Here is a 13,402-nt window from a genome sequence, read left to right on the forward strand (position 1 = left end):
TTCCCTTTTATTTCCGGAGTCTACTCTATCCTGCTTTTCAGCACAATCAGCTGCACGGGATTGACCGGATCATTACTAAAGATATAAATATTTCGTTGGTCAATGCCTTTTCTGCCGATGGGATCCAGTGTGAGACTGAGTTCCATACTTTCTCCGGGCTCCAGCTTCTCTTTGGGCGCTTCGAGCACCAGGCAATCACAGTTTCCTTGCACTTTGCGGATTTCGAGCGTCTGTCGGCCTTGGTTACTCAGCGTGACGGTCCTTCTGACGACCGCCTTGGAGCTGATCTCTCTGAGGTCGATTTCCTTCTGGGCGATCACCAATTGGGGCACTTGATTCAAGTCGTCTTTTGGAATTGGCGCAAAATACTCAAACAAGTCAGCCACGATCTCCAATTCAATCTCCGACCCTTCGACATTTTCCCAGTTGGCGGGAATCAAATCCTCAAAAAATCCAAGGTCATTCTTGAGCTTGCCATCGTACCGGATCATCAGCAAGCCCCGCTCCTGCGGCCTCACAAACTGTTGAATCTGCGAAATCTGGAGATAGGGAGGTGTAGTCGAGCGAAAAGCTCCCTTGTCCAATATCTCAGTTCCCTTGTTAAAAAACTCGACATACTTGATCTTTGGCTCATTGTCAAAGACATCTCCCATGTTCACTTTTTTCAACCGAAACCCCAAGGAACCTCTGGAAATTGGATATGCCCGCTGGAGATCTGAAGGATAGGGAATGGAGATACCTTCCAGGAAAAGTGAATCCTGCACCCCACTCAAATTGCCCTTGACCACAATCATCTTTGAAAAAAAACCTGCAGCAGAAGTCGGGTCAAACGACACGATGATCTTGCCGGACTCTCCCACTTGGAGCGTATCCCGGGTATATTCTACCGTGGCACATCCGCACTCCAGCCAGACATCCTGAATAAAGAAAAGAGAATCCTGGGTATGGGAAAATTCAAATTCCGCCTGCTGCAGGCCTTGCTCCTCCAGCACGGTCCCGATATTGATCCGGTTGACTTTCCAAATCAACTTTGGAACATTAGATTCCTGAGCGGAGACAGAAAGTGAAACGATGAAATAAAGAGCAACGAAAAAGGGGAAAGCTAAACGATTCATAGTTGCAATTAACGCATAATTTCACCTCCATTTCAGGTTGATTTACTTAATTTGCCCCAAATTTAGGCAAATGGCAAGAGTACTTACGGGCATTCAAAGCTCCGGTCGCCCGCACTTGGGCAACATCCTGGGAGCTATCGTCCCAGCAATCAAGCTGATCAATCAAAATCACGAAGAGGCTTTCATTTTTATCGCCGACTTGCACTCGCTGACCTCCGGCAAAGACGGCGAATTGCGAAAGCAAAACACCCTGGCGGTCGCCGCGGCATGGTTGGCATTTGGCCTGGATATCGAGAAGACAACCTTCTACCGCCAGTCACGGATCCCCGAGGTAACCGAGCTCACTTGGTACCTCAACTGCTTCACGCCGTTTCCGATGCTGGCCAATGCGCACAGCTTCAAAGACAAATCGGAGCGTCTTTCGGATGTCAATGCCGGGCTATTCACTTATCCCGTGCTGATGGCCTCCGACATCTTGCTTTATTCCGCCAATCTCGTCCCCGTGGGAAAAGATCAGCTTCAACACCTCGAGATGACCCGCGACATCGCCTCGACTTTCAATCGTATAGTAGAAGAAGAAATACTGATCGTGCCCGAGGCCAGAATCAGCGAAGAGGTGATGATCATCCCCGGTACGGACGGCCAGAAGATGAGCAAGTCCTACAATAACTACATCGATATCTTCCTGCCGGAAAAGGAGCTGAAGAAAAACGTCAACTCGATCGTGACCGACAGCACACCGCTCGAGGAACCGAAAGATCCTGATACCTGCCATGTATTTAAGCTTTACAGCCTTTTGGCAAATCCTGAGCAAATCCAAAAAATGCGAGCAAACTACCTAGGCGGAAACTACGGATATGGCCACGCTAAGAAGGAGTTTATGGAACTGATCCTGAGCAAATATGCCAAAGAAAGGGAAACCTTCAATTTCTTCATGACCAACCCTGAAGAAGTCGAAAAGCGGCTTGCTGAAGGTGAGAAAAAAGCCAAAGCAGTCGCGATGGACGTGTTAAACCGGGTTCGGACTAAACTGGGTTTTAGATAAATACCTGGTCAACAGTCGACTGTCGGCAGACTCAGCTCCAGATAGTATCTTCAATCCAAGAAAAAATTTATCAGATTTTATAGTACAAAAGAAAAGCGGCCGGTTGGAATCCAAACCGACCGCTTTTCTTTGCATGACTTACCTGCGCTTCAATCTCAGACAAACTGAATTTTATTACCGAAGGGCTGCCGACTGTGACCGTCAACTGTGGACTGTTTTACTTCACTTCTCTGAAATATTCCCGGTCAAAAATCCGCGAATAAATCCAAGCCGGCACCTTGTCGTGAAAGGGCATCAGGTCGTCCAATACCGCTTGCTGGGTTTCATGGGCTTCCATTACGTCCAGTGTTCTGGGAAAGTACTCTCTGGTCTGAACCGAAAAGTCGGGATTAGGCAGCCCGAGGGAATGATCCTCCGGATAGTTTTTCTGAAAGCCGGACGAAAGCTTCAAAGCCAGCTTAACCTGTTTTTTGCAGAGCGTCACCTGGTACATCTCCTTGGGAGAAAACCGCTGGTCACCTTTCTGTTCCAAGAAGACCTCCTCCACTGCCTGTCCGGTAAGGCGATGATCCGGGTGCCCATAGAGCCCAACTTTGGAATCATAGGAGATCAATACGTCCGGTCGGATTTCTTCGATCAAATCGGCCACAGCTCGCTTCAGCGAATCAAGACCCACTGTTTCCAGTCCACTGTCCGGATAGTTTTTCATGTGCAGCTGATCAGCGCCGATGAGCTGAGCGGCCCGCTCCATCTCATCCGTCCTGAGTTTGGCCAGCTGCACTTCGTCCTCGATTCCCGAGGACTTCCCCTTCTCTCCTCTGGTCAGGCAGACCATCTGGATCTCATGGCCTTCTTCCTTGAGCTTCATCAGCGTACCCGCTACCGTCACTTCGTCATCCGGGTGGGGAAAGATTACCAAAAAACGTTGCTTTCGCATTCTTTCCACCAATTGCTCCTGCTCGGGAATATCATGATCATGCAGCTGATCTCTCCCAAAAAGGATCAAAACCCAGGGAGAAAGCAACAGGATGAAGATGAAAATACCGAGAGATACAACTAGTAACTTTTTCATTCTGACCTCCTCAACGTACTCAAATAACTCACTACATCTCTAATCTCTCTTTTGGTCAAGAGCGTACCCATCGGCGGCATACTGGACGCAGCCATCTGGGATGATTTAATATCCTTTTTTGAGATTACCTGATCCTCCGATCCTACCTTGACAGTCATCGAACCGGAGTCTTCGGACATCATCGTACCGGATACTTTGTCACCGGAGTTGAGCTCCACCGTGATGAATCCAAAGCCGGGAGAAAGTCGCTTGCTAGGCTCGACCAAAGCGATCAGAAGTTCCTCACGGGACAGCGTATTTCCGATCTTGTCAAGTGCAGGCCCTGCATTTCCGCCCATGTCATCGTAAGCGTGGCATCGGATACATTGTGCGGTTTGATTTTCGAAGAAAATCCTCCTGCCGAGACGCACATTGCCTTCTGCCAGCGCTCCCGCGTATTTCTTCCAGTCTTCGCCGCCAGCTTTCGTGTCCAGCAGCGTATTAAACTGCGTCTGAAGCTCCGTAGATCCGGTGGCAGTGACGGCTTCTTCCAATTCGATCCAAGTCGCATCAGGCAACTTACCAGCCTCAAAGTCCGCCAGAATCGACTTCCAAACCGGCAAATCTTTACTTCCCTCCAATGTCCCCAAAGTCAAAAGTGCAGTTTGCTTTTCTGGAATTGTCCTCTTTTGGATGATGTCGGTGAGCAAGGCCACTTTCTGATCATTGCCCAGAGAGGTCTGAGCAAGCAACGCCAGTCCGGCTACCCGGACGGATTGAGAATTGTTGTTCATCGCCTGGGTGATGGCCTCACCTAGATTTGGCGCGTTCAAGGCGACAATGGAATTCAAGGCCTGCACCTTCACCAGATCTGATGGGTCGGATTTCAATTTTGCCATCAACACGTCAGCGGCATCAGCCATACCCAACTTGCCGATCGCTTTCACAGATTCCACTCGAATAGCTTCCTCTTTGGCGTTGGACTGGGCAACCAAGACTGCATTAGCCTTCTTGGAAACAGCTGCAGCATCCCGGGTGACTTCACCTCTGTAGCGACCGTCTACACGATCAACGAGCGAAGGTTTTGCCCAGGTGCCAATCGTCGCAATCGCTTCTTGACGTAATGCTTCAGGAGTGTTTGTCTTACCCAAATAGGCAATCAACTGATCTAGATTTTCGTCTTTGCCGACACGTTGGTTGGCGCTGATTGCTCTTCGGATCAAGGCTTCATTTTGAAAAGTCGTCGTATTCAATATCGCCCCAAGCGCCGGAAGAGCAGCTGGCACCGAGAAATCATCATGAATCGCACGGGCCGCTTCGGTCACTATCAATTCATCAGAATCGCTGAGAAACTTCGCCAGTTCAGGCGACTCCAGTCTTCTCAGCGCAATGACAGCCCCCATTCTCACCGCCTTGGAGGCGTGAGTGGACAAAGCTGCGATCGGTTCTACTTTTCCGATTCGTGACAAAGCCAAAGTGGCAGCGTGTCTCAAGTAAGCGTCCTCGTCATTGTTTGCTTCCAACAGCAAAATTAAGGGCTGGACAGCGTCAGCATTTTTGGTTCTGCCCAGCGCCTCTGCGCTAAAAAATCTTACGCGGGCATTTTCGTCCTTCAAGCCAGCGATCAGATCATTTCCAGCCTTGTCATATTTGATATCACCCAGCCACTTGGCGGCTTGGGCTTTGATCTCAGGATCGGAATCTTTCAACAAAGGGACAATCGCATCCGCATACTTCATGTCTTCCATCCTTGCCAGTTGGCTAAGGCCGACGATTGCATGTATTCTGGCCAGTTGGCTACTCTTGTCGTTGAGGACGGCTTGGAAGATTTTCGCTCCATCTTCCCCTCTCTTCGCCAATTCAAACTGTGCCTTTCTCCTGATCCGTTGGTCTTCAAAGTTCAGCTTTGACTTCAGCTCTTCTTCGAACAACTTCTTATAGTCCGCTTCAATCTCGGCTTTAGTTTGCGCTTGCAAAGCCCATCCGGCAGCAGTCTCATCGGTCAACTTCCAGATACGTCCGTAATATTTATCATCCCAGCCATTGACAAAATCACCCATGTAAAGTGCTCCGTCAGGTCCAAAATCGATCCCGGTCGGCAAGAAACCGCCGACGATTTTCTCGGTTTTCGTCATTTCAAAAGAAGCTCCCTTAGGCTGAAGCTGGAAAGCATGAAGGCCTGAGCTCGCAGCACTTCCCACAAACTCCACGAGCAAGAAGTGGTCTTTCCAACGCTCTCCTAAGCCCGCACCTGGATTGAAAACCATCCCAGTTGGCCCGCTCACGTAGTTTTGAATACAAGGCGTGATGAAGGCCGCCTGTCCTTCCCAACGGGGGAGATACAGTTTTTCATCCATCCAGACCTTGTAAGTATTATTGTCCGGATCGCGGTACTTTCCAAATTGCCAGTTGATTCTCCATCCTGAGTCAGAGCCATTAGTCAGATAGACCAAGCGTTCTTTTTCACCGGCATGGTCTCCGTCATTGTCCTCGGAGATCAGATTATTATAGTTGTCAAACACAAACTCGTGGGTGTTTCGCACACCCATCGCAAAGATCTCAAAGTCACTTCCGTCTGGATTCGCTCTGGCGATCACGCCTCGGTTGGGGTACTTCCATTCGGTGCCGTCTGCACTTTTTCCATTGAAACCAATGTCTCCGATCCCCCAGTAAATCCTACCGTCGGGTCCCATCTCAACACCAGACATGCCGTGGCCTCCAAAACCGATGTGCACACCGTAGCCATGCGACATCGACGTCTTTTCATCCATGATCCCGTCGCCGTTTTTGTCAACAAGCCGCCACATGTCAGGGCCCGCGGCCACATACATCGCGTCCTCTGTAGTCAACACACTACCCGCTACGTCCGTGACATCGTCGCTGAAGTCCTGCACCTGCACCTGCGACCAATCGGCCAGTCCGTCACCGTCGGTGTCTTTGAGCTTAATTACTTCATTTTTCTCTACCGTCATGTCCCGCCAATCATGCGAACCGTCACCGTTCAGATCGGCAAGCCAGGTATTTTCTGCAGACCGCTCAGGCGAAAGCTCGGAACGGAGAAAGGCACTTTTCTCCTCAATCGTCTGAATAGCGATCGATCGGATCTCCCATGACTGATGGCCGCGGATATCAAATTCGGAATTGCTTCGTCGGGGAGATCTGGTGTAAAAGATTTCACCTTTGTCGTTAACATGGATGCCAATGGGGTCTTGGACCAGTGAATCCACCGCCCAAACTTCAAGTTTAAGTCCTTCCGCAAGCTGCGGGCTTACGGACTTTCTGGCGGCGTCTGCCTGAACGGCAATCTCCTCTTTGGTGAGTGTTTTGATCCGAAGGTCAATTGGTTCCTCTTTTTTGCAGGAAGAAAAACCGACCAGACCGGCAAGAATTAAGGTACTGAATAGGATAGGTTTATTTTGGGGTACGAGCATAAGTTTGGCTAATTGGACAACCAAATTATGAAAAATGGAGACAACCTAACTGCCGCTGATATAAATGGCGGTAAAAACAAAAATCCCGACCTAAGAGATCGGGATTTTGTTCACTTTAACCACTAACAACCATAAAACAAAAATAATATAAGACACTCGGCGATTGAGCCTCCGGTCTCGTAGTCGGTACGGGAATCGAACCCGTGTTTTATCCGTGAAAGGGATACGTCCTAACCCCTAGACGAACCGACCATGGGGGATTGAAAAATTTCAATAAACTGACTTTAAGCTGTTGAAAATCAGTCATTAAGTAGTCGGTACGGGAATCGAACCCGTGTTTTATCCGTGAAAGGGATACGTCCTAACCCCTAGACGAACCGACCATTAAAACCCCTGAAAAACGTGCTTTTCCGAAAGGTTGTGCAAATATAGCTGGTCAGATTTACAAAGCCAAAAGCGGTACAGAAATTTCTTTGGAAAAAAGGTAAAAAGCTGAACCAAAGGCCCAAAGTTTTGATTGAAAAATAGTCTCCCGCTTTTATCTAATTTCGCAGAGACGAAAACCAAGATGAGCCCACAAGTTCCAATTACCAAGATTGCCATCAACGGATTTGGCCGGATCGGCCGATACACAGCCAAGCTCCTCCTCACGCATCCTGACCTGCAATTGGTCGCGATCAACGACCTAGCAGACCCAAAAGCAATCGCACATTTACTGAAGTACGATTCCGTTCATGGAAAATTTGACGGCGAGATCTTACTCCAAGGTGAGCACTTGCAGGCCGGCGGTCAGAGCATTCAGCTCTTTTCCAAATCAAATCCGGACGACTTGCCTTGGGAAAAACTCGGAGTGGACATCGTCATCGAATGCACCGGGAGATTTGCTCATCGGGAAGGCGCCGAGAGACATCTCAAGGCCGGGGCGAAAAAAGTCATCATCTCCGCCCCCGTCCAGGATGAAAACATTCCGATGGTGGTCTTGGGTGTCAACGAGTCAATCCTAGACGGTTCGGAGACTATCATTTCCAACGCTTCCTGCACTACCAATTGTCTGGCGCCGATGATTCAGGTTTTGGAAGAAAATTTCGGCGTGGTCAAAGGCTATGCCTCGACGGTCCACTCCTATACCAACGACCAAAACCTCCACGACGCACCACATCGGGATCTACGCAGAGCCCGCGCAGCGGCCTATTCGATTATCCCCACCACGACTAATGCTGGCAAGGCACTCGATCGGATTTTGCCAAAACTGGAGGGAAAAATCGAGGCGTCGGCCATGCGTGTGCCCGTGCCGGACGGATCGCTGACCGATTTGATCGTAGAGTTGAAGCAAGACGTCACCGCCCAGCAGGTCAACGAAGCATACAAAAATGCAGAGTCAGGAAAGCTAAGTGGCTATTTGCAGGTCGAAACTGACCCGATCGTCTCCATGGATATCCTGGGAAATCCACATTCCTGCATCATCGACGCCGAACTGACTTCTGCCAAAGGTAATCTGGTGAAAGTGGTAGGATGGTACGACAACGAGTCCGGGTACGCCAACCGGCTGGTTGATCTCGTCGTGAAAATTTCGGGAACTAGGCCTTGACCCGGTTGAGGGCAAGAAGCTTTACCAAAAATTTCGGGAGATTCTTTTTGTGATTGCGGTTCTTCAGATTGAGGTAAAGGTTCCATTTCTGAAGGATCGGCACCCGATGTGTCTCCACAAACTCGATCAGCGTCTGATCCATATCCTCGAGGTAGCCGAAATGTCCTGAAGCGCTGCCCATATCAAAACTGTCCTCGCTGTCCACTGTAAAAGGAAACCCTTCTTCGCCTGCTTTCTTCTTGAGATTCCTCATTCCGTTGACGTCCAGACAGCAATGAATGAAACCCAAATCGCCCCAAAGGCGGTCTTTGAAGATTTGTTTGGTTTCTCTCCCCTTCACCTCGATCAGCTCGATCTGCGCTGGACAAAGCAAGGCGCCAAAAGCCCCCGGATTGCCCTCACAAGGCATCGAGAGAAGTGCTCTTTTGAAGGTCTTTGCCTCACCGGGCATGTCTGCAAACACAGCCTCTTCTTGGTAGTGAACGACGGAAAAACCCAAGGTATCTCGGTAAAGTGGAATCGATTTTTCCAGATCAGACACCCCAATCACAACCCCGAGTACACCTCCCGTTGGCGCAGTGTTTTCAGAAAACCAGTTTGAATCCTCCACAATCTGGAAGACGTTGTCAAATGGATCTTTAATGAAAAAAGTCCCTACTTTATTGGGTGCTTTAGAAGGTGCGGTGAGGATGGTCGCGCCACATCCCTTGAGATGCTCAAACGCCCTACCTAGATCTCTCACCCTGATTTTGGCAGCATAGATACCGAGATCGCCTGGCTGAATCTCAAAATCTGCCGCACCGGGAGTCCTGCTGGTAAACTGCCAGATCTCAAATCCGCCTCCACCCTGCATATTCATCGCCAAAACGGCATGTCGGGATTCAGCCTTGCCATTCGTATACCGGGTCATCAAATTGGCCGTCGCCTCATCCTCAAACACCGGCACATCCATCGAAAAGGCTTTGCGATACCAGGCCCAGGATTGGTGTACGTCTTTGCATCCTATGCCAATTTGCTGAATTCCATTGATTTGGTAAGACTTTTCAAGCGGTTGCCCCATGGTCATGATTGATTGAGTACGTAATTAGCTTTGTCCGGAGTTACTCCAGGTGAAACATCGTAAATACTTACAGATAAGCCAGTTGTACCCGTTGTCAGGAATTTTCCCGATACATTCTCGCGGACTCGGTAATGAACCTCTGATGATCCGCAATTTTCGGTTGCTGTAGATTTTCAGGCACTCTCATGCTCGCTAATCAGCCCACATCGAAAATCACATCCACCAATGTATTGAAAAAATCACTGGATATAAAAAAGACGAGTGGGTTCAGATCGTCATTTTCTCTGTCTGAACTTTGTAAACCAGTAAATTAACCCGGTAAAATAAGTTTAAATTCAGTGACAGGGGAAAGGACAAGAGGATCAAAACCTTCTGATTTCTTTAAGTTTTAAAGCCTGCCCTTGTTGACTTTAATAGAAGCTGTTGAAAAACCCGACCAAAAGTAAACTGCTTAAGGAAGACGTTTGTATTGGAAATTTTTAACTGAGTGCTCCAGGGTGACTTTTTGAAGCTTGCCGGATTGATACAGATACTCATTTGTATTTCCCTCAATCGTGGTACTGTGGACGTTGGGCTCTGGATTGTCGATCTTGGTGGTCAGACCAAATACTTCCGAAATAAACGTCTCGCCGCCCTTCAACTCTTCGAAAAAGGTTCGGGTCGAAGACCATTTCACCCGCTCCGTCACTGGCTCCGTGTTTTCGAACTTATATGACTTGGCATTCACGACATACTTTTTGCCATCCCAATAGACTGTAGATGCAAAATCGCCCCGATTGGTGTTAGAGCGTGACAGGCTCTTGACCAGATAGCCATTTACATATTTGGAATGTGTGAAAACCTCGACGTCCACGCTCCCGAAAAACCAAAACCGGACCTTGCTCTCCGCGGTATAATGGACCGTATCACCGACTTGATATTTTTTCGCGTCCAGATCGCCGATTTTCATACCCAGTACCGAGATTTCAAACTTGACGGTTTCGGTTTTCTGCTGAGAAAAAGACGGCGTCGTCAAGCAAACGGCCAATCCCAAGATTAAAATCCAAGGGAGAAATTTTGCCGAAGAGCACATCTTCTGAGCTTTTGACTGAGTGAAATCTTGAAGTATCATGACTGCCAATATATATAGACCCCACAGTTTTACTACAAAGCCCGCTACGAAAATTGAATAAAAGAGTATTGGTCGCGTGGATTTGAGAACTGGATATCAATTCAGCTTACAGCTGCTTGATTTGATTGCGCGACGTGAATTGTTGCCAATCTTCGAACGTATCTACGTCTGAATGTATTTTGAGAAATTCATAATCCAGCTTTAAGTCGTCGGCGATGTCCAGCGTCAGCTCCAGCACCCGCGGCGTACTCCAGGGGATTTCTCGGAAGAGCGCTGGAAAAAACCTCCGCATGCCGAGCAGATAGTATCCCCCATCCCTCGCCGGCCCTAAGACGAGGTCATTTTGACCCAAAATGAAAAATGCATTGGTAAGGTCCGAGACCTTCAAATCTGGACAGTCGGTACCAATGATTACCACATTGGAATATCCGTCCTCAAACAGGGCGGAGAATGCATGCTGCATGCGCTCTCCAAGGTCTGCTCCAGACTGTATCTCAAAGCGATACCCCGGATGCTCGTGGGCAGCCTCATCGGGAATAAAATCTGAATAAAAAATAAATTTGTCCACCTTAGTTCCCTTGGCGACCTGATGCGTGTAGGACGTCAGCCAATTGTAGATTTCAAAAGCCCGCTCGTCACCGACCGTTGCCGCGAGCCTTGTCTTCACCTTTCCGACAATGGCGTTTTTTTGAAAAATAATCAGAGCGGAATGTATCACGCAGTAGCTCCCCCACAACTTGAACCTGCGCCGGCAGTACAGCCAAAGCAATGGTTATTGATCACAACACTTCGATCGGCAAGAGCCTTTGCATTCCAATCGGAAAGGTGTGTTGAGTCCGCAGAAGCAACCTTCAGATCCAACATCTGGTTGAAGTCGCAATCGTACAAGTACCCGTCCCAACCGATTGAAATGGTGTTTCGACACATCACGCCGGCGGCTGCAGCGGGATTGAAAGAAGTCAAAAGCTTTTCCATGTAATTTTCATAATTATCAGATCGAATCAAATACTCCAAAAACCGGGAGATGGGAATATTGGTAATCGTAAACAAAGCGTTGAATTCGACTCCGAATCGCTCCCATAGTTTCTTTTTAAACTCAGCTTCCAGCTCGGATTGCGGCCCGGGTAGAAAAGCTCCTGATGGGTTGTAAACCAAATTCAATACCAGACCAGAATCCGCCCGCCCATACCCGACTTGGTTCAATAATCTGAGTGCCTGAATGGACTTGTCAAACACTCCGTCGCCACGCTGAGAATCCGTCTTCATGGCGGTGAAATAGGGCAAGGAAGACACTACCTCCACCCTGTTCTTTTTGAAAAACTCCGGTAGGTCATTGAACCTGGGATTTGCCAAAATAATGGTCAGATTGCATCTGACGATTATTTTCAGTTCAGGTCGGATCGCACGGACCTCCTCCACAAACCAGCGGAAATCCGGGTTCATCTCCGGCGCACCCCCGGTGAGATCCACGCAGTTGATCGAGTCCAGACTTCGGATCACCTCAAGACACAAATGCATGGTTTTCCGATCCATGATCTCTTTGCGATCCGGCCCCGCGTCCACGTGGCAATGTTTACACACCTGGTTGCACATTTTTCCCAGATTGATCTGAAAGACCTCAAGTGAAGTTGGCCGGAGGGGATACAATCCGATGCGCTCGAGATGCGTGCGAAAATTGTTTGCTTCCCCGCCAGGGTGCCGCTCTGACAAGATCTCCAGCTCTGCCTCAGGATCAGCCAAGCCGTGAAGCTGTGCTTTCAATGACTTCATCACATCGTGATCTCTTTAATCTTATTCATCATCTGGGTACTGTGCACCAGTGAAGCCCCTCCGCGTATTGCCGCCGCCACATGTACAGCCTCCATCATTTGCTCTTCGTCACAGCCTTTTTCCAGGGTGTCTGTGGTATAGGCATCGATGCAATACGGACATTGCAGGGCATGCGAGATGCCCAAAGCGATCAGGGACTTTTCCCTTGCGGTCAAGGCGCCTTCTTTGAATACCTCGGCGTAGTAAGCAAAAAACTTATCTGCCATGGATTTTTGAAGTTCACCGATAGCGCCGAATTTTTTAAGGTCTTCAGGATTGTAGTAGGTTTTCATTGGCTGGTTTGAAAAGATGGATATACGTGTTGGAAGTAAAGTACGGATTGACTTTTCAAAAAAATATTAAAAACATGAGTTTGGCTGAAATTTTCAGGATCAATGGCTAAAAGAAACATTCACAGCGAGCCCTTTCTTTTTGCAACCTTTTGGTTTTAATTTAGTCTATAGAATCAATGGACTTATAAATTTTAAAATCATGACTTTACGATTAGGCGATATCGCACCGGATTTTTCAGCGGAAACTACCGAAGGAAAAATCAACTTTCATGAATACCTCGGCGATGGCTGGGGAGTGCTGTTTTCACATCCAGCGGACTACACGCCTGTTTGCACCACCGAGTTGGGCGCTGTAGCAAGACTCCGCGACGAATTCGCAAAAAGAAACACCAAGGTCATCGCACTGAGTGTGGACGATCTGGAAAGTCACAAAAAGTGGATCGGCGACATTAACGAAACTCAAAAAACCGAGGTTAATTTCCCTTTGATCGCAGACGAGGACTTCAAGGTAGCCGGACTGTATGACATGATTCATCCCAACTCCAGCGAAAAAGCGACCGTCCGGTCTGTATTTATCATTGGCCCGGATAAGAAGATCAAGCTGATGATCTCTTATCCGGCGAGCACCGGCAGAAATTTTGACGAACTGCTGCGGGTAATTGACTCGCTTCAGCTCACGGCCTATCATTCGGTAGCCACCCCTGCCAACTGGAAACATGGCGACGACGTGGTGGTAGTGCCCTCGATCAAGACGGAAGATATCCCGGCAAAATTCCCGAAGGGCCACACAGTCATCAAGCCTTACCTGAGAATGACCCCTCAGCCGGACTTGGACTAGGCGAAATTGTCTAAATCAATAAATGCCCCAAAAAGTGACTTATTTTTTGGGGCATTTTTTA

11 protein-coding genes and 2 tRNA genes are annotated in these 13,402 nt (G+C 48.6%); 3 read left to right on the plus strand and 10 right to left on the minus strand.

Annotated features, from left to right (window positions below; translation table 11 throughout):
* Window positions 1-20: 20 nt before the first annotated feature.
* Complete coding sequence (locus G459_RS0125345) at window positions 21-1,115, minus strand: DUF1573 domain-containing protein (protein WP_026970084.1); 1,095 nt, start codon at window positions 1,113-1,115, stop codon at window positions 21-23.
* 70 nt (window positions 1,116-1,185) lie between these two features.
* Here G459_RS0125345 and trpS point away from each other — a divergent pair, with 70 nt between their 5' ends.
* Window positions 1,186-2,160, plus strand: coding sequence for a tryptophan--tRNA ligase (gene trpS, locus G459_RS0125350; protein ID WP_026970085.1), 975 nt, complete (start codon window positions 1,186-1,188; stop codon window positions 2,158-2,160).
* 217 nt (window positions 2,161-2,377) lie between these two features.
* On the opposite strand, the gene G459_RS0125355 is transcribed toward trpS, so the two are convergent.
* From G459_RS0125355 to G459_RS0125370, 4 genes are all read right to left on the minus strand, one after another.
* Complete coding sequence (locus G459_RS0125355) at window positions 2,378-3,232, minus strand: PIG-L deacetylase family protein (RefSeq protein WP_026970086.1); 855 nt, start codon at window positions 3,230-3,232, stop codon at window positions 2,378-2,380.
* Window positions 3,229-6,642 (minus strand): HEAT repeat domain-containing protein, encoded by a 3,414-nt coding sequence (locus G459_RS0125360; protein WP_026970087.1) that lies wholly within the window; start codon window positions 6,640-6,642, stop codon window positions 3,229-3,231. Before G459_RS0125360 ends, G459_RS0125355 begins: the two co-directional genes overlap by 4 nt.
* A gap of 180 nt (window positions 6,643-6,822) precedes the next feature.
* Window positions 6,823-6,894 (minus strand) — tRNA-Glu (locus G459_RS0125365).
* A 59-nt stretch (window positions 6,895-6,953) separates the two neighbouring features.
* Window positions 6,954-7,025: transfer RNA gene (locus G459_RS0125370), tRNA-Glu, on the minus strand.
* A gap of 185 nt (window positions 7,026-7,210) precedes the next feature.
* On the opposite strand from G459_RS0125370, the gene gap reads away from it, so the two are divergent.
* Window positions 7,211-8,230, plus strand: a complete 1,020-nt coding sequence (gene gap, locus G459_RS0125380; protein ID WP_035457013.1) for a type I glyceraldehyde-3-phosphate dehydrogenase — start codon at window positions 7,211-7,213, stop codon at window positions 8,228-8,230.
* Here gap and G459_RS0125385 read toward each other — a convergent pair.
* The 5 genes from G459_RS0125385 to G459_RS0125405 form a co-directional block, all read right to left on the minus strand.
* Window positions 8,220-9,290, minus strand: a complete 1,071-nt coding sequence (locus G459_RS0125385; RefSeq protein WP_026970090.1) for a VOC family protein — start codon at window positions 9,288-9,290, stop codon at window positions 8,220-8,222. The two genes, gap and G459_RS0125385, sit on opposite strands and share 11 nt — an antisense overlap.
* Window positions 9,291-9,741: 451 nt before the next feature.
* A complete protein-coding gene (locus G459_RS0125390) occupies window positions 9,742-10,401 on the minus strand; it encodes a DUF6134 family protein (protein WP_026970091.1) in 660 nt (219 codons plus the stop codon).
* 106 nt (window positions 10,402-10,507) lie between these two features.
* Window positions 10,508-11,119 carry a TIGR04282 family arsenosugar biosynthesis glycosyltransferase gene (locus G459_RS0125395; RefSeq protein WP_026970092.1) on the minus strand — a complete coding sequence of 204 codons (612 nt, stop codon included), beginning with the start codon at window positions 11,117-11,119 and terminating at the stop codon, window positions 10,508-10,510.
* Window positions 11,116-12,171: an arsenosugar biosynthesis radical SAM (seleno)protein ArsS gene (gene arsS / locus G459_RS0125400; RefSeq protein WP_026970093.1), complete on the minus strand. Its 1,056-nt coding sequence runs from the start codon at window positions 12,169-12,171 to the stop codon at window positions 11,116-11,118. The genes G459_RS0125395 and arsS overlap by 4 nt, the downstream gene beginning before the upstream one ends.
* Complete coding sequence (locus G459_RS0125405) at window positions 12,171-12,503, minus strand: arsenosugar biosynthesis-associated peroxidase-like protein (RefSeq protein ID WP_026970094.1); 333 nt, start codon at window positions 12,501-12,503, stop codon at window positions 12,171-12,173. The genes arsS and G459_RS0125405 overlap by 1 nt, the downstream gene beginning before the upstream one ends.
* A gap of 199 nt (window positions 12,504-12,702) precedes the next feature.
* On the opposite strand from G459_RS0125405, the gene G459_RS0125415 reads away from it, so the two are divergent.
* A complete protein-coding gene (locus tag G459_RS0125415) occupies window positions 12,703-13,341 on the plus strand; it encodes a peroxiredoxin (RefSeq protein WP_026970095.1) in 639 nt (212 codons plus the stop codon).
* Window positions 13,342-13,402 lie beyond the last annotated feature (61 nt).

This window comes from Algoriphagus terrigena DSM 22685, assembly GCF_000429445.1.
In the GTDB taxonomy this organism is placed as follows: domain Bacteria; phylum Bacteroidota; class Bacteroidia; order Cytophagales; family Cyclobacteriaceae; genus Algoriphagus; species Algoriphagus terrigena.